Raw genomic sequence first — 17,972 nt, 5'->3', positions numbered from 1 at the left:
CTAAAGGTAATTCCAATGCAGGAAGGTACTGAAAAACTTCTGGATATTATACGTAACAAAGCACTCGCCACCAAAGCCCGTGTTGCGCTGGGAGTACGCAATCCAACTCCAAAATTAATCAGGAGTGCGGAAGACGCTATGAATAAGGGTTACGCTGAAGTCGTGCTCGTAGGTAATTCACGCGAAATATCCGAAATCGGCACATCCCTTGAAATTATTGATACGCTTGATCCGGAAACTTCGCTGGGAACCCTACTAGCATCAGGGGAATTTGATGCTGTTGTCAGGGGTACTGCCCGAGCATCCGGCACCCTTTCTCACCTGAAAAAAGTAATAGGTATTGAAAAACTGTATAGAGTAGCATTCCTGTTAACTGCAGATGGCACTCCTTTTTTCCTTGCTCCGGTGGGAATTGATGAAGGAAGTTCCATATCCGAAAAAATTGAACTCGTCAGGAGAAGTGTCGATTACATCCGCAGGTTTGAGGTAGAGCCTTCTGTTGGCGTGCTTTCTGGAGGCAGGATGGGAGATCTTGGAAGAGATCGGGAAGTTGACCGTACCCTCGCAGAAGGAGACTTTATTGCGAATAGGCTGCAGGAGATGGGTATCAAAGCCACACATTATACGATCCTCATAGAAGATGCTATTTCGGAATCCAATTTTATTCTTGCACCCAATGGGATTACAGGAAATTTGATGTTCCGCAGCCTTGTATTCTTAGGTGGCGGAGACGGTATAGGTGCTCCTGTACTGATGGATGATTATGTTTTTGTTGATACTTCAAGGGTAGGCGGACACTACACACTTGCCATTATGCTTGCCAGTGCTCTTGTAAAAAGCAGGGAAGAAGAGGTTTGAAAAATGGAGAATACAACTGCCACATGGCCTGTGGTGAGAGGGGATTGTGTTCCAGGAAATCCAGAATCCCGGATTGCAGTGGTGACCCTTGCAAGTCACATGGAACCCGATGTAAATGCAGCCATATGGGGAAGTTGCAAGACGGAGAATCTCGGGGCTGAGAAGATTGTTGCAAACGTGATTTCTAACTCCAATATCCGATACATTCTGCTTTGTGGATCTGAATCCCGCGGTCATCTTGCAGGACAAACGCTGCTTTCCCTTTACAAGAATGGCATTGATGAAAACGGTAGGATCATCGGTTCAGAGGGTGCCATTCCATTTATTGAGAATATTGATGAAGCCATGATAAAGAGGTTCCAGAGGCAGGTTACTTTCATCGAGAACATCGGGCTTTGCGATGGTGGTGAAATCAGCCGGATTATTGAGGAATACAAAAATAAGGGAGATCCCTTCCCTGAACCACCGATAATGTTCCAGCAGCCTTCCAGCAGGTGTCTCTTCTCCATGGATGAAGTCGATGCAGATGTTATTGTTGCGGAAAACGTCTTCATGGACACGTCATGTGGTCTGATATATGAGGTTGATTGAGGGAGATTTAAGAAATGTTCAGGTTCAAAAACAAGCAGGAAATTGCTAATATTGCAGGAGTGAAAATCGGGGGAAATCCCGGCGAACTTGCAACAGCCCTTGCAGGTACTATTTTTTATGAAGGACACAGCATTGTGGAGGATAAAAATGAGGGATTATTTAACCGCGTGAAAGCTGAGGATCTCATAAACACCCAGGCTTCTGCATCGGATGAAACCGGTAATCCTCACCTGGTTCATATTTTTGGCAATACTGCAACTGCCCTTACAAATTATGTGGATTTTGTTTCCGAAATTACCGATGCACCATTAATTATTGATTCACCGGATGCTGCTGCAAGGATGCAGGTGGCCGGTTATATGGAGGAAATCGGACTTGTGGACAGGGCTGTTTACAATTCAATTAATATGAGTATCACACCCAAGGAGCGCGATTTTCTTGCAGAGTCGGATATTGACAGTGCTATAATCCTTGGGTTTAATGCGGTTGATTCATCCTTTAAGGGGCGGATGGACATGCTTGAGAACGGCGGAGGGCTGCTTGACAAAGGATTACTTGAAATTGCAATTGAATGCGGAATCACCAATCGCCTGATAGATCCGGGGATTACTCCTATGGGCAACGGTTCAGGGATTAGCCTGAGGATTAGCCTTGCTGTTAAGGCAAAGTGGGGTCTTCCGGTGGGTTCGGGAATCCATAATGCACCATCCTCATGGAAATGGATTAAGGAAAAAAGGAAGGTTGATCCGCTTGCCTACAGGATGTGCGATGTGGGTTCTGCGGTTCTCCAGCAGGCGGCAGGCGGGAATTTTGTGCTTTACGGTCCGATTGAGAATGCGTCACTTGTGTTTCCCCTATGTGCGATGGCGGATATCATACTAACCGAGTCTGCACCTTTTGAGAATCTTACTTCTTCCCCCGACCATCCGTTCCACAAGCTTATCTAAGTAAAGGAATGGATATTTTAACATAAGCTTCATAAGATCGTTACTTTTATATTCTGATTAGCAGGGAACAAAAATGAAAGAGCTTACCATTTATGTTTCCGATGAATTGTATGGAAAGGCTGTTATTGGTTCCCCTGTCCAAATAAGTACATTGTTTCCCTTGAAAAGGCGGTGATTGATGCATCTGGCGCTCTGGTTGCAAGGAGCTTCAGGGAGGATTCAATATTACTTCTGGTCTGCATCAGGGACTCACGTCAATACCACAAATTCTTCAGGACAGGCAATTTTCACATATACAGGAACTGCAAGGGGGTTAAGATGCCATCATTGTAGATGAACTCTCAGTTCCGGGAGTAGCTATTTTGGATATCATACTGGAATCTCCGGCCACTAAAACATGGACCGAATATAAAATCCCTCAGTTCCCGACCATTGAACTCCCGGTAGCTGCAATATTTGGTTTGACATTCCTGTTCATGTACAGGAGAAATAAAAATTAAAATGAGGACTTAAACAGTTGGTAAAATGGGCATTTGATTCTTTTATCTGTTTTTAATTGAAAATGCTGTTTCCACCATGATATAAGAGAAGCTTCACTATTTGTTTTTGTAGAGGTTGATAGTCAATGATTAAGGAGATCATTTATAAATCGCCTTTAAAAATTCCTTCATTTATTATTACAAAAGCAAACCTTGGTAAAAGGAGCACTGACATAATATTTCTTTCATAGATTTCAATTGGATATCCCAATTTAAAAGGAAAACCTTAAATTGATTGATTCTTCTTGATTTAAGAAGTATTTAATTAACTAAAGGAGGCTTCATGACGAATAACTTTTTAAAAATTACTATGTTGGCACTTGTAATATTTGCAATTGCAGCTTCTGGTTGTACTGGAGATCAGACTGGAGATACCATAGAGGAAACAGAAGAAATACCACTTTATTATGTTGGAACTGAACCAACATTTCCCCCATTTGAGTATACCGATGAAACCGGTGAAATAATTGGATTTGATATTGATCTTATCAAGGCAATTGCCGCAGATCAGGGATTTGAGGTCGAAATACAGCCCATAGGTTTTGATGCATTGATCCCGGCTCTTCAGGGAGGCAATATAGACATAGCAGCATCAGGCATGACCATTACAGAGGAGCGCGAAAAAGAAGTTGATTTCAGTGCACCTTATATAAATGCGGGGCTTGCTCTTGCAGTCGCTGCAGATAATGACGAAATCCTCGGAGTAGATGATTTGCAGGGTAAAATCGCCGCTGTTCAGGTAGGTACAACCGGTTCCATGAAAGCACATGAATTGCTTGATGCCGGCATTCTTTCCGAAGTAAAAGAATTCTCAACTGTAGATGTAGTGATGATGGAATTGATTAGTGGAGGAGCAGACGTCGTTATCAATGATCTGCCAGTAACCGAGGCATATATAAAGCAACAGCCCGGTAAAATTAAAATTGTTGATGATAAATTAACAAGTGAATCCTATGGCTTTGCCGTAAAAGAGGGCAATAAGGAATTGCTTGACATGATCAACACTGGATTGCAAAATGTCATTGCAGACGGAACTTATGATGAACTGCTAGCAAAATACTTTGGCTAAATAAACCAAGCACATGGAATTAAAGAGCATTGACAAATGCTCTTATATTTTTTAATCAGGTGTTGTTGTGGATATACTCCAATCTTACTTTAATCACATAATTACAGTCATGCCCAGTTTGCTTCAAGGGGCAATAATAACTATTGAAGTAACCAGTTTATCCGTTTTTTTCGGAACAATTATAGGAATATTTATGGCATTAGGGAAGATGTCTTCCCGGAAAATCCTTAGGTTGCCAAGTATTATATATATTGATTTTATCCGTGGAACCCCACTCTTGGTGCAAATCCTGCTTTTCTACTATGGAATACCTGGTCTGATAAGCAATGTTACGGGTGAAGCGTTCAGAATAGATCCCATTCTTGCGGGAGTAATTGTTTGCAGTATCAATAGTGGTGCCTATGTCGCTGAAATTGTCAGGGCTGGAATCAAGGACTCCTCTCTCCTTGCAGTGATCGGCGTTCCTGAGCTCCTCAAAAGCGGGCAATTATATGTTGCAACGACGTTTGCTTCTTTTCCGGTGTATATTGGAGTTGCACTTGTGTATCTTGTAATGACCCTTACGATATCGCGTATGATTAACTGGCTGGAAAGGAGGTGGGGCATAGTTGATAAAAGTAAATGATTTACACAAGTACTTTGGAAAAAATGAAGTTCTCAAGGGAATTTCTACATATATTGAGAAAAGTGAAGTTGTCTGTGTAATTGGCCCTTCGGGTTCAGGTAAGAGTACTTTTTTAAGGTGTCTGAATCTCCTAGAAACGCCAACTTCAGGAAAGATTTGGATTGATGGAGAAGAAATTACTGATCCATCCACTGATATTAACAAAATACGCGAAGAAGTCGGAATGGTATTTCAGAGGTTTAATCTATTCCCCCACATGAATGTTCTCAAAAATATTGCTCTTGCCCCTGTTATTGTAAGAGGTTTGAGTGAAGAGGAAGCAAACCAAAGATCTATGGACTTGCTGAAAAAGGTGGGGCTTGAGGAAAAGGCAGGAGAGTTCCCCGACTCGCTTTCCGGAGGACAGCAACAACGGGTTGCAATTGCCAGAGCGCTTGCAATGCAACCAAAAATTATGCTCTTTGATGAACCCACTTCTGCACTTGACCCGGAAATGGTCGGTGAAGTCCTTGCAGTCATGAAATCACTCGCAAAGGAGGGTATGACTATGATTGTTGTTACTCATGAAATGGGTTTTGCCCGTGAAGTCGGTGACAGGGTTTTATTTATGGATGATGGTGTAATTGTTGAAGAGGGCAGACCCGAAGATGTCTTTGGTAATACAAAGCATGAGCGTACAAAAGTTTTCTTGAGCAAGGTACTCTGAGATGTCATATTTCTAAATACAATAATTCTTAGTTATGATCTAGTCGATCAAACCGGATCCAACTAAACATGAATAGAAATAATACCTTTCTTGAAAGGAGGGTTGAAATCAAGAGTATCTTGACTTATCAGCTCTTGGGATTAATTCAATTGATAACGTTTAATTCAACAAGGAGTTAAAAATCAGAGCATTATGCTAGCTAAAAAAGTTCTATAATGCCAACCATTAACAATCCAAACAAACCTCCGATAACCACCATCAGGGACTCAGTCCCTGATAGCGCCTTTGTTTGCTGAACTTACGCTCTGCCTGTAACGTGCAAGATAGCCCTTGACCGGTTTGACAAGAGGCTTGAAATTTGCACTTCTTTTTTCAATTTCATCTTCCGGGACTGCAAGATCCAGTCTTCTTCCAGGGATGTCAATCTCGATTATGTCGCCTTCCTGGACCAGTCCTATTGGACCGCCTTCGATGGCTTCCGGGGAAATATGGCCGATGCATGGTCCGCGTGTACCGCCTGAGAACCTTCCGTCGGTCACAAGCGCAACTGAATCCGCAAGCCCCATACCTGCAATTGCCGAGGTTGGCGATAGCATCTCCCGCATTCCGGGTCCCCCTTTTGGCCCTTCATACCGAATGACGACTACGTCACCTGGTTTAATTTTTTCTGCAAGGATAGCTTCCATTGCATCTTCCTCACTTTCGAAAACCCTTGCAGGCCCGCTATGCCTGAGCATCTTTGGGTCTACTGCAGACTGTTTGATAACCGCTCCATCAGGTGCAAGGCTGCCCTTGAGTACTGCAATCCCACCTTCATTATGCAGCGGGTTTTCAAGAGTTGCAATAATGCGCTTGTTAGTCTCCGGGTTAATGATCACGAATTCATCAAGATTTTCACCAATGGTTTTTCCGGTAACTGACTTCTCGTCAAGGTTAAGTCTGGATTTGAGACGCTGCATGATGGCCTGCACCCCTCCCGCGCGGTCGAAGTCCAGCATGTGGTTTTCACCCCCGGGTCGCAGGTTTATGAGGTGAGGAGTAGTCCTGCTGAGCCTGTCGAAGGTTTCAAGCGAGAGTTCAATATCGAAAGCGTGTGCAATTGCTGGAAGGTGAAGGGTTGTGTTGGTGCTTCCGCCCACCGCCATGTCAACCATGATGGCATTCTCAAAAGACCTGGAAGTTACAATATCGCGGGCGGTTGTACCTTCCCTGACAAGTCCAACTATACGCTCACCTGACATTTTTGAAATATGGATTTTCTTTGCATCCACCGCATGTGCCGTAGCACATCCCGGCAGGCTCAGCCCGAGAGCTTCACTCATGCAGGCCATGGTATTGGCAGTAAACATACCGGCACATGATCCGGCCCCTGCACAGGACACATCCTCAAGCATCTTGAGATATTCAGCCGATGCTTTACCTGTCCTTTTTTCCCCGACCCCCTCAAAAACTGATACCAAGTCCCTAGGCTGGTCATCTGCATATCCGGGAAGCATGGGTCCTCCGGTAACAACGATGGTGGGGAGATCCAGCCTTCCGGCGGCCATGAGGTGACCGGGAGTAATCTTATCACAGGCGGTTATCATTACCATCCCGTCAAGCTGGTGACCTTCGATCATAAGTTCGATAGAATCTTCAATGGCTTCACGGCTTGGAAGAGAATACTTCATTCCCGCATGTCCCATTGCAATACCGTCACAGATTCCTATTGTATTAAATTCAAATGGAACACCTCCGGCATTACGGATGCCGTCCTTGACCGCGCGTGCTATTTTGTCAAGATGGATATGTCCGGGCACAATTTCCGTCCAGGAGTTTACGACAGCTATGAACGGCTTGTCCATTTCAGAGTCTGTAACACCTGTAGCTTTAAGGAGAGACCTATTGGGAGCTCTCTCATCACCTTTTTTGATCATGTCGCTTCTCATTTGCAGCCCTCACGTGTCTATGAGCTATGACAGTATAATTAATATAAGTATGCTTTCTTATGTCAACCAATATCAAGGACAGGATTTTCACCATGAGATCAGTCATAATTGATGGATACGTTGACGAACCAGCCTGCTTTGGAGTTCCTCCATACATTTCTCCTTACATCCGTTATATCGCAGGAGCACTTGTAGAATCCGGCCAAAAAACCAATGACATATTATATTTCACAATCGACCAGCTTCGTATACCCGGCTCTTCGGATTTTTCTGTAATCAAAGAAGCCGATCTTGTAATTATCCTGTCCGGCGTCACGGTTCCCGGCAAATATCTCCGCTCAACACCAATCACTCCTTCCGAAATTGATTATCTTTGCAAAAACTCAAAAGGTATCAAAATAATCGGAGGACCTATAAAACTGGGTTACAGTAAGGAAGGTGGGCAGAAAGCCACATATCTCACATTTCCGGATGATAGCTATCTGGCTTCCGGGGACATTGAAGCTTTTATCAAAGACCTCTTTGACGAATCTGGAAAACTTGTCGATCCCGCTTCAATTGATTCACGCCTTAGAACAAACGATGAAATAGCCAGATGGTCGCAAAAAGGTGCCTTCATAATTGAAAAACATCCAGATTACCCAAATGTCATGTGTGAGATAGAAACCTACAGGGGGTGTGGGAGGAATGTGCACTGTTCTTTCTGTACCGAAGCCTCTTATGGCTATTCGGATTACAGGAAAATCGAAGATGTAATCTCCGAAGTTGCGCAGCTTTATCATTTTGGTGCAAGATTTTTCAGGATTGGCAGGCAACCAGATATATTCTCGTACCAGTCAAAAGATATTGGGGAATCGGTCAGGCAGCCGGATGCCGAAGCACTGGAATCACTCTACAGTGGTATAAGGGCTGTTGCGCCTGAACTTAAGGTGCTGCACATGGATAATGCCAATCCTCTTACAATTGCCACATTTCCCAATGAGTGCAGGGAAATCATGAAAACCATTGTGAAATATCACACCAGCGGTGATGTTGCAGCCATGGGAATGGAGAGTGCCGATCCGACGGTTATCAAAGCTAACAATTTGAAAGCATATCCCAAACAGGTTTTCGAAGCCATTAAGCTGATGAATGAAATTGGGGCTAAAAGGGGTACTTCCGGTTTACCGGAACTTCTGCCAGGTCTTAATTTCGTTCACGGACTTCCCGGCGAGAGCAAGAAGACGTTCCAACTGAATTTTGATTTTTTAAAAAATGTGCTGAACAGCGGTCTCTTGCTGCGAAGGATCAATATCAGGCAGGTGATGAGTTTCCCATCAACACCACTGGAAAATATGGAACTCCCATTATATCCGAAACAGTTCTCAAAATACAGGGATAAAGTTCGCAAAGAAATTGATCTCCCGATGCTCAGGAAAGTTATACCGAAGGGGATTGTGCTCAAAGACGTCCTGTGCGAGGTTGTGAATAAAGGAAAGAGTGGTTTCTGGACATCAGGACGACAGATGGGAACTTATCCTATATTAGTACAGATTCCTGAAAAACTACCACTCTGGCAATATAGAGATGTAATAGTTACAGGGCACGGTTTCCGTTCAATAACAGGAGTTCCGTATCCTCTTGATATCAACACCGCATCCGGTAGGTTGATGAAAGAAGCTGGACTTCCAGCCCCGGAAGTAGCTGCAATACTCAGGATGCGACCGTTCAAAAATAAGGATGATGTTTTAATGAAAGTACCCGGAATTTCAGGTTACTCATCTCTCATATCCGTGGATTAATCAGGCAAATCACCAAACGTTATCTCTAACCTGTTATAAGTATTTGCAGTTAATTTCTGATTAAAATTTCCTTTGCTTCATTACGACATTCTTAAATATGGATTCTCGTTGCAATTGGCACTTTACTGGTAGTATATATTTTGAGAAGGCGTTTCTGAAAGGGAGAACAACCCCTTTCAAAATATTCTGATTAATTGTTATCTCAATTATTCATAATCCGGGTTAAGGAGAGTTTTCTTTACTCGGGTTCCACTTTTAATCGTAAGTTCCGGCCAGATCTTCACATCGGAGTGAACCGTAACTTCATTTCCGATATTAACACGTGGACCGATTACGGTGCCGTTTTCCAGACTGCAGTCCTGTCCAACAACTGTATTGTTGTCTATCACGGATCCGGAAACATTGCAGTTTTTCCCGATGATAACATCGCTATATATGTAGGATGACAGTATCCTGCAACCATCCATTATAACACAATTGGAATCGATTGTAGTATAGGGTCCAATCAAGACATTGTCTCCAATGGTAGTATTCTCCCCGAGAATCACGGGACCAACCACGGTACTGTTAGAACCTATCACAACATTGTTGCTAATCTTAAGCGGGCCGACAATACGTGCATTTTTGGCATTGAAATGCCCTTCGATAGAAGTGCCTGGCATGGTTTCAAGCATCCAGCGCTGTGCCTGCCTGTAAGCCTGTGGGTTACCAACATCGGTCCAGTGTCCTCTTACCAGAAGACCATTAATTGTAATGTCTTCTTCGAGGAATTTGGGGAACAGATCCTTTGCAAAGTCAAACTGTTTACCTTGAGGAATCCAGTCAAAAATTTCAGGCTGGCACATATATATGCCCGTACTGGCAAGGTTGCTGAATATTTCGCCCGGCCCGGGTTTTTCAAGAAATCTTCGGATCCGGTTACAGACATCCATGTCTGCAATACCAAATTCCCTCGGATCGTCAATAGAAAGCAATCCTATAGTAACCATCGCATTATTGTTTTCGTGGAAGCGATACATATTCCGGAGCTCCAAATCCATTACATGATCTCCAGCAACTACAAGAAACGGTTCTTCTGCGAGATACTCTTCGGCGTTTTTCACACTACCGGCAGTCCCAAGCTTTTCTTCCTCATAAACGTAATCAATGTGTACCCCAAAAATAGTGCCATCGCCTAGCCGCTCTTCAATTTTCTCGGCCATGTACCCCAATGTGATTACGATCTCGCTAAACCCTTCCTTTGAAAGGTGTTCTATAAGGTGTACAAGGGATGGCTTATTAATAATAGGAATATTTGGTTTTGGTCGGTCAAAAGTTAAGGGCCTGAGGCGTGTTCCCTCCCCTCCGCACATTATACAGGCTTTCATATTTTTAGTGATGTCCGTACTCCTTAAAAATAATACCGATCATGTTACTTAAAGGAGAACAATATCGTTTTTGTTTTCTACCACAAGTTCTTTTTCCCCTTTATATTCATCCAGTCTCCCTGTAATTTTTAGCATATCTCCTTCAAAGACCAGATTATTGATCTCCCCGGCTCCCTCTTTTCCGGGGATAAAGACTTTGATTAACCATGAATCATAGTCGATTGTCAAAATAAGATGCTCTCCGGTTCTTGTAAGTGTTTTGTCATAAACAATACCTTCAATGGTTACTATCTCGCCAATTTCCGTATTTTCAGAGAGGGGCTGGTGGATTTTCCCATTAATATTATTTGGAAAAATTGTTACATAGGCAACTGCAAGGGAGAGTACCGCCATAAGGAGCAGGATTACAACTATCTTTTCTTCCTTTTCCAGAAAACCACCTCTGCAAAAAATCAATACTAAAAACATCCAAGTTAATTTTAGATACATACGATATTTTAATACCATTTTATAAAACACTTGCGTGCAATTGGGATAATAAAAACAAAAAAGAAAAAATAAGTGTTCATGCAGGTGCATCCAGTCCTGTCAAATACCGAGATTTTCGAATATTCATGGTGTGTCATAAACACTATTATAGAGCAAGAAGAAACGATATTTCAGATCCCGTGTATGAAGGACCCTGTTTTCATGCGGAATGTGTTATTAGAACAAATAAGTACTTTAATCCAAAAAGACAATAAATCCTAATGGGGATCGCGAGTGGAAAAAATAAGGAAGAGGGGCGGAAGGATTGTCAATTTTGATCCTGAAAAGGTTGCCAAAGCCATACATCAGGCAATTCTGGCAGTCGGCGAGCTGGATGGAAAACTTGCCGGAACAATCGCGGATCAGGTAGTGCAGCGGATTGAAGATAAATTCGGGGACAATACACCCGATGCTGAGGATGTACAGAACATTGTTGAAGAAGTCCTTATTTTGAACGGTCATGCAAAAGTTGCCAAGGCATATATCCTGTACCAACAGAAAAAAACCGAGGAAAGGGATGCCAAGAAACTTCTTGGAGTTGAAACGGACGAGTTGAAACTCTCGCTCAATGCCATAAGGGTACTGGAAAGAAGGTACTTGCTCAAAGACGAATCTGGAAGGATTGCGGAGACCCCTGCTGCAATGTTCAGAAGGGTGGCACGGGCAATAGCCTTAGTTGATGAGATATATGGAGGGGATGTGAAGCAAACCGAAAAAAACTTCTACGAGATGATGACAAAACTGGAATTTTTGCCCAATTCACCCACAATTATGAATGCCGGCACAAAAATAGGACAATTAAGTGCATGTTTTGTTCTGCCTGTTGAAGATACTCTGAAGGATATTTTCGAAACTCTTAAAAATATGAGCATTATACACCAATCAGGAGGAGGGACCGGGTTCTCTTTTTCGCGATTACGCCCAAAGGGTGATATAGTGCAGTCTACCAAAGGCGTGGCATCCGGTCCTCTGTCTTTCATGACTATTTTTGATCAGGCAACCGAAGTTATAAAACAGGGAGGCAGGAGAAGGGGCGCAAATATGGGCATCCTGAGGGTTGACCACCCAGACATAATCGAGTTTATAACATCCAAGGAGAAGGAAGGCTTCCTCAAAAATTTCAACATTTCTGTGGGCGTAACTGACGAGTTCATGAAAGCGGTAGAGGAGGACCGGGAATACGAACTTATCAATCCCCGAACCGGAGAAATAACGCAGAAACTTAGGGCAAAAGATGTATTCGACCTTATAATCACCATGGTCTGGCGAACCGGAGATCCGGGTATGTTATTCCTGGATGAGATCAACAGGAAACATCCACTGTCCCATATCGGAACCATTGAAAGTACAAATCCGTGTGGGGAAATTCCCTTGCTGCCTTATGAATCCTGTAACCTCGGTTCTATCAACCTGTCAGCAATGGTTGATGATGGCGGGATTGACTGGGACAAACTCAGAAAAACAGTTCGCAAAGGTGTGCATTTCCTTGACAACGTCATAGATGCCAACAGGTATCCGCTGGAAGAGGTCGATACTATCACAAAGCAGAACCGCAAAATCGGACTTGGCGTCATGGGTTTTGCAGAGATGCTTGCAAAACTCTCAATTCCCTATGATTCCGAAGAAGCCATAGGAATTGCGAAGCAGAGTATGAAATTCATCCGTGAGGAATCCGTAAAAAAATCGGTGGAACTTGGAGCAGAAAGGGGAAGTTTCCCGAACTTTGGGGAAAGCGATCTTGCCAAGGAGCACAAGACCATGCGGAATGCCACCCTGAACACCGTTGCGCCCACGGGGACCCTAAGCATCATCGCTGGAACAAGTTCCGGTATAGAACCCATTTTTGCCATCTCCTTTGTGCGAAATGTCATGGGTACCCAGCTACTGGAAGTTAATCCCGTGTTTGAGGAGATTGCCAAGAAGAGGGGATTCTACAACACCGATCTCATGATTAAGATTTCCAGATCCGGCTCCATCCAGGAACTCCCGGAAATCCCTGAAGATGTAAAACGGGTATTTGTCACAGCCCTTGACATCGCCCCGGAGTGGCATGTGAGGATGCAGGCAGCTTTCCAGGAATATGTGGACAATGCCGTTGCCAAGACCGTCAACCTCCCGGCAGATGCCACTCTTGACGATGTGAGGAAGATCTATATGCTAGCCTACAAGCTGAAATGCAAGGGAATCACTGTCTACCGTTACGGTAGCAAGGATGAACAGGTGCTGGTTCTCGGCGGGCTGACCGGAATAAAGCCGAAAAGTGTCGTGGCTGAATCGGAGTTTTCAGGGGATTGTTTAAGAGGAGAGTGTGAGGGGTAAAACTGCGGCACATGCACCATGCAGATCCAAAAAAGCCCATTTAAATCAAGAAGGTGCAAAACCAAAATATACCATTCATTCTGAACGGAAGTTGGATATCTTCTCTTAAGATCGATAAAGAGATCTTCCCAGAACATTGTTCAAACAATTGGTGTATTTTTACCATACGCCATAATAAAAATTGATTAAAATATAAAAATCGTATGAAACAAGTAAAACTTAAATGATGTCGCACAATCTTGACAGTCGCGTCAAAGTTATGCTTATTGTTTATACAAGGATACCTACAGAGCTCAATTACTTCAGTTAGTACTCAAAAATAAAAAGGGAGAAATCAGTTATGCTCCTCTCCCTTTTTAACTTCAAAGGTAAGCCCACGATCCTTTGCATCGACGACAACGGTATCCGATTCCATGACCTCTCCACTGATAATGAGCTTCGCAATTGCAGTTTCCAGCTCGTTCTGGATGACCCTCTTAAGCGGTCTTGCACCATAGGTCTCGCTGTAACCTGTATCAGCGAGGTATTTCTTGGCAGAGGGAGTGATCTCCAACCCAAACCTGCGTTCTTTCAGCCTCTGGATCAGGTCATTGACTTTGATGTCTACTATGTTGATCAGTTGCTCCTTTGTCAGTGGACGGAATATTGCGATCTCGTCAATACGGTTGAGAAACTCGGGACGGAAATACTTACTTAGTTCGTTCAGAGCGATTTCTTGCATCTTGGCATAGTCTTCCACTTTTTCCTCTTTGTCTTGAGTTAACAGGTATTCCACTAATATGTTGGAAGTCATGATGACAATTGTATTCTTGAAATCCACAGTTCTTCCCTTTGAATCGGTTAGACGACCGTCATCCAGCATCTGCAGCATGATATTGAATACATCATGGTGTGCCTTTTCAATTTCATCAAACAACACAACGGAATATGGATGCCTTCTTACAGCTTCGGTAAGCTGACCTCCCTCTTCATGACCTACATAACCCGGAGGTGCTCCTATCAATCTTGCAACGGTGTGTTTCTCCATGTACTCTGACATATCGATACGTATCATGTTATCCTCGCTGTCAAAGAGCTCCGCAGCAAGGGCTTTTGCAAGCTCGGTCTTACCCACACCAGTAGGACCAAGGAAAATAAAGCTTCCAATCGGTCTGCGTGGATCCTTAATGCCTGCATGTGCACGAATCACTGCATCCGCAACTGCCTTCACAGCCTCATCCTGTCCAATAACCCTGCGGTGCAGCCTCTCTTCTAGATGAATGAGTTTTTCCTTTTCGTTTTCCATTAGTTTGGTGATTGGGATTTTCGTCCACTCGCTAACAACCTTGGCGACATCTTCCTCGTTAACCTCTTCCTTGAGGAGCATACTTGATTGTCTTTCCTTCAGCTTTGCCTCCTCTTCTGCATATTCATGTTGAAGGGGCACAAGTTCTCCGTATTTCAGGCGGGACGCGAGCTCAAAATCACCTTCATTCTCGGCAAGCTCGAGTTTGGTTTTCGTTTCATCAATCTTCTCCTTTAGAGCGTTTAGGCGTGCAATGATCTGTTTTTCATTTTCCCAGCGGGTACGCATTGCATCGGATTCAGCTCTGATTTCTGCAATTTCCTTCTCAAGGTTTTGCAGCCGTTCCTTTGATGCAGCGTCCTTTTCCGCCTTCAGAGCTTCCTTCTCAATTTCAAGCTGGAGAAGTTTTCTGTCTGCTTCATCGAGTTCAGCAGGTTTACTGTCAATGGCCGTCTTGACCTTGGCTGCAGCTTCGTCCAGCAGGTCAATAGCTTTATCCGGTAGGAAACGATCGGTAATATAACGGTCACTCAATACAGCTGCTGCCACGATTGCACTGTCTTTCAGGCGTACCCCATGATGGACTTCATACTTTTCCTTAAGCCCTCTGAGGATGGAGATAGTGGCTTCCACATCCGGTGGTTCGACTATCACAGGCATGAACCTACGCTCAAGGGCAGCGTCTTTTTCAATATACTTGCGATATTCATCAAGGGTTGTAGCACCTATACAGTGCAATTCTCCGCGTGCGAGCATGGGTTTGAGCAGGTTACCTGCGTCCATTGCACCTTCAGTTGCACCTGCACCCACAATTGTGTGCAGCTCATCTATGAACAGGATAATCTGGCCATCGGAGTCGGCTACTTCTTTAAGAACAGCTTTCAACCTTTCCTCAAATTCCCCACGGAATTTGGCTCCTGCAATAAGTGCACCCATATCAAGGGCTACAATTCTCTTGTTTTTCATTGCATCAGGAACGTCTTTCTTTGCAATACGTTGTGCAAGTCCCTCAACAATTGCGGTTTTACCTACACCCGGATCTCCGATAAGAACCGGGTTGTTTTTCCTGCGCCTAGACAGAATTTCAATAGTACGGCGGATCTCGTGATCCCTGCCTATAACCGGATCAAGCTTGCCTTGTGAAGCAAGTTCGGTAAAGTCGATTCCATATTTTTCCAGCGGTTTGTATGTATCTTCGGGATTTTCGGAAGTCACGCGGCGATTTCCCCTTACATCTTTGATAGCTTCAAGAAGTGCTTTTTCATTCACCCCTGCTTCTTCAAGCAGGCGCTTGCTTACGCCGTCTTTCTCTTTAACAAGCGCAAGCAAGATATGTTCAACACTGACGAACTCATCCTTCATCTTCTTAGCCAGGGAAGTGGCATTGTCAAGCACCCGGATTACACGCTGAGTAAAATATACATTCTCGCTGCCCGGCCCTGAAACCTGCGGTAATTGTGATATGTGATCTTCCAGTTTGTCCTGCAACTCGTGAGGCTGGGCACCCACCTTTTCCAGCAACGAAGGAACCAATCCCCCCCTCTGTTCCAGTAATGCAAGGAAAAGATGCTCCGAATCTATCTGCTGATTGTAATATCTTGCAGCAATTGTTCTTGAAGCCTGAATTGCTTCCTGTGCTTTTTGTGTGAATTGGTTAATATCCATTATACCACTCCCTTTTAAAATAGTCCTAAGCCTTTATCTGTTTTTTTATTGATCTGTATTTTTATAATTCTCCTACAATGGAGATTGCGGATATAAAATTCCCAAATTTAACGATGGATGCCTGCTATAGAAGCAGGCATCCTCAAAACTGCCTTAAAGGATTATAGCAGCAGTCTTTTCGTCCTTCTCTTCATCAAATTCCGTTACAATGGCCTCGGTGGTAAGAACCATTCCTGCAATGGATGCTGCGTTTTGCAGCCCGCTTCTTACCACCTTTGTTGGGTCAATAACCCCAGCTTCAAAGAGATTCTCAAAGGTGTCGGTCTTGGCATTGTAACCATATTCAGGATCTTCTGCGCGGATACGGGCAACAATCTCAGCGCCTTCCCTACCTGCATTGTGTGCTATCTGCCTTATGGGTGCTTCAAGGGCCTTCCTGACAATTCCGACACCAATCATCTGATCGGAATCTAAGTCAAGTTCATCAAGAACCTTTGCGGAGTGGAACAGACTTATTCCGCCACCTGCAACAACACCTTCTTCAACAGCTGCCTTTGTTGCATTGAGAGCATCGTCGATCCGCATTTTCTTCTCTTCAAGTTCGGTCTCGGTTGCAGCACCTACTTTGATGACTGCAACTCCGCCTCCCAGTTTTGCAAGCCTCTTCTTAAGCTCCTTTTTCTTGTACTCGGAATCAGAGATGTTGATCTGAGATTCAATCGTTTTCATACGCTGCTCAATGGCGGCTTTTTCACCTTTGCCTTCGACAATAGTGGTCTTTTGCTTGTCAACAGTAACCTTGCGTGCACTTCCAAGCATAGCGTCAGTTACATCTTCAAGTTTCATTCCCTTTGCGTCACTTATTACAGTAGCACCAGTGAGAACCGCAATATCCTCAAGCATTTCCTTGCGGTCATCGCCAAATCCAGGAGCTTTCACTGCACAGACCTTTATTGAACCGCGAATGATGTTCAATATAAGAGCTGCCTGCGCATCACCTTCTACATCATCTGCGATAATAACAAGTCCTCTTCCATCGCGTGCCACTTTTTCCAGAATTGGTACGATCTGGTTCACGCTACTGATTTTCTTATCGGTAAGCAAGATGTAGGGATTTTCAAGTTCACAGACCATCTTTTCATGATCTGTTGCCATGTAAGGAGAGACATATCCCCTGTCAAACTGCATACCTTCAACTACTTCCAGAGTTGTGTCAATTGTTTTTGAGTCGTCAACCGTAATTACACCATTGTAACCGACTTTCTCCATGGCATTGGCAATAAGTTTCCCGATCTCTTCGTCATTGTTAGCGGAAACGGTGGCAACCTGCTCGATCTTCTCTCTATCTTTAACTTCCTTGCTCAGAGATTTCAGATGCTCGACGATCTTACCGGTTGCAATTTCGATACCCTTCTTTACTTCTATAGGGTTTGAACCGGCAGTAATGTTACGCATACCTTCTCTGATCATTGATTGTGCAAGTACAGTAGCCGTAGTGGTACCGTCACCGGTATTATCCTGTGTTTTGGAAGCAACTTCCCTTACTAATTTTGCACCCATGTTCTCGAACTTATTCTTCAGTTCAATTTCTTTTGCAATAGTTACTCCATCATTAGTTACTATAGGGTTGGATGACTTATCAAGTACCACATTCCTACCCTTTGGTCCTAACGTCACCTTTACAGTATTAGCTACCTTGTCAATCCCTTCAAGAAGCGATTGTCTTGCATTTTCATCAAACATTATCTGCTTGGTACTCATGGA

At 43.8% G+C, this 17,972-nt stretch carries 13 protein-coding genes; 8 read left to right on the top strand and 5 right to left on the bottom strand.

Annotation, left to right across the window (positions count from 1 at the left end; all coding sequences use genetic code 11):
• Positions 1 to 15: 15 nt before the first annotated feature.
• The 6 genes from mtxX to PWQ49_RS02010 all read left to right on the top strand — a co-directional run bounded on the left by mtxX (position 16) and on the right by PWQ49_RS02010 (position 5,335).
• A complete protein-coding gene (gene mtxX, locus PWQ49_RS02035; protein ID WP_300607106.1) occupies positions 16 to 858 on the top strand; it encodes a methanogenesis marker protein Mmp4/MtxX in 843 nt (280 codons plus the stop codon).
• A 3-nt stretch (positions 859 to 861) separates the two neighbouring features.
• Positions 862 to 1,449: a tetrahydromethanopterin S-methyltransferase subunit A gene (locus tag PWQ49_RS02030; RefSeq protein WP_300607103.1), complete on the top strand. Its 588-nt coding sequence runs from the start codon at positions 862 to 864 to the stop codon at positions 1,447 to 1,449.
• A 14-nt stretch (positions 1,450 to 1,463) separates the two neighbouring features.
• Positions 1,464 to 2,396, top strand: coding sequence for a tetrahydromethanopterin S-methyltransferase subunit H (gene mtrH, locus PWQ49_RS02025; protein ID WP_300607101.1), 933 nt, complete (start codon positions 1,464 to 1,466; stop codon positions 2,394 to 2,396).
• A gap of 822 nt (positions 2,397 to 3,218) precedes the next feature.
• A complete protein-coding gene (locus PWQ49_RS02020) occupies positions 3,219 to 4,004 on the top strand; it encodes a basic amino acid ABC transporter substrate-binding protein (RefSeq protein WP_300607098.1) in 786 nt (261 codons plus the stop codon).
• Positions 4,005 to 4,113: 109 nt separating this feature from the next.
• Positions 4,114 to 4,629 carry an amino acid ABC transporter permease gene (locus PWQ49_RS02015; protein ID WP_300607096.1) on the top strand — a complete coding sequence of 172 codons (516 nt, stop codon included), beginning with the start codon at positions 4,114 to 4,116 and terminating at the stop codon, positions 4,627 to 4,629.
• On the top strand, positions 4,613 to 5,335 hold the full coding sequence (locus PWQ49_RS02010; protein WP_300607093.1) for an amino acid ABC transporter ATP-binding protein: 723 nt from the start codon (positions 4,613 to 4,615) through the stop codon (positions 5,333 to 5,335). Before PWQ49_RS02015 ends, PWQ49_RS02010 begins: the two co-directional genes overlap by 17 nt.
• Before the next feature lie 266 nt (positions 5,336 to 5,601).
• Here the strand turns inward: PWQ49_RS02010 and ilvD are convergent, their stop codons facing one another.
• The gene (gene ilvD, locus PWQ49_RS02005; protein WP_300607090.1) at positions 5,602 to 7,263 is read right to left on the bottom strand and encodes a dihydroxy-acid dehydratase; all 1,662 of its coding nucleotides are present in this window, start codon (positions 7,261 to 7,263) and stop codon (positions 5,602 to 5,604) included.
• 59 nt (positions 7,264 to 7,322) lie between these two features.
• Here ilvD and PWQ49_RS02000 point away from each other — a divergent pair, with 59 nt between their 5' ends.
• Complete coding sequence (locus PWQ49_RS02000; protein WP_300607086.1) at positions 7,323 to 9,044, top strand: radical SAM protein; 1,722 nt, start codon at positions 7,323 to 7,325, stop codon at positions 9,042 to 9,044.
• A 206-nt stretch (positions 9,045 to 9,250) separates the two neighbouring features.
• Here PWQ49_RS02000 and PWQ49_RS01995 read toward each other — a convergent pair whose 3' ends face one another.
• Both PWQ49_RS01995 and PWQ49_RS01990 read right to left on the bottom strand, forming a co-directional pair.
• Positions 9,251 to 10,411 carry an NDP-sugar synthase gene (locus PWQ49_RS01995; RefSeq protein WP_300607083.1) on the bottom strand — a complete coding sequence of 387 codons (1,161 nt, stop codon included), beginning with the start codon at positions 10,409 to 10,411 and terminating at the stop codon, positions 9,251 to 9,253.
• A gap of 48 nt (positions 10,412 to 10,459) precedes the next feature.
• A complete protein-coding gene (locus tag PWQ49_RS01990) occupies positions 10,460 to 10,867 on the bottom strand; it encodes an OB-fold nucleic acid binding domain-containing protein (RefSeq protein ID WP_300607080.1) in 408 nt (135 codons plus the stop codon).
• A gap of 306 nt (positions 10,868 to 11,173) precedes the next feature.
• Between PWQ49_RS01990 and PWQ49_RS01985 the strand changes: the two genes are divergently transcribed.
• A complete protein-coding gene (locus PWQ49_RS01985) occupies positions 11,174 to 13,258 on the top strand; it encodes a vitamin B12-dependent ribonucleotide reductase (protein ID WP_300607077.1) in 2,085 nt (694 codons plus the stop codon).
• A 334-nt stretch (positions 13,259 to 13,592) separates the two neighbouring features.
• Here the strand turns inward: PWQ49_RS01985 and clpB are convergent, their stop codons facing one another.
• Positions 13,593 to 16,208: an ATP-dependent chaperone ClpB gene (clpB, locus tag PWQ49_RS01980; protein WP_300607074.1), complete on the bottom strand. Its 2,616-nt coding sequence runs from the start codon at positions 16,206 to 16,208 to the stop codon at positions 13,593 to 13,595.
• 153 nt (positions 16,209 to 16,361) lie between these two features.
• Positions 16,362 to 17,969 carry a chaperonin GroEL gene (groL, locus tag PWQ49_RS01975; protein ID WP_300607071.1) on the bottom strand — a complete coding sequence of 536 codons (1,608 nt, stop codon included), beginning with the start codon at positions 17,967 to 17,969 and terminating at the stop codon, positions 16,362 to 16,364.
• Between the last annotated feature and the right edge of the window lie 3 nt (positions 17,970 to 17,972).

It is taken from the genome of Methanohalophilus sp. (genome assembly GCF_030156785.1).
GTDB lineage: Archaea > Halobacteriota > Methanosarcinia > Methanosarcinales > Methanosarcinaceae > Methanohalophilus.
Note: the sequence above shows the minus strand (reverse complement) of the source record. Positions and strands in the feature narration are given on the sequence as shown.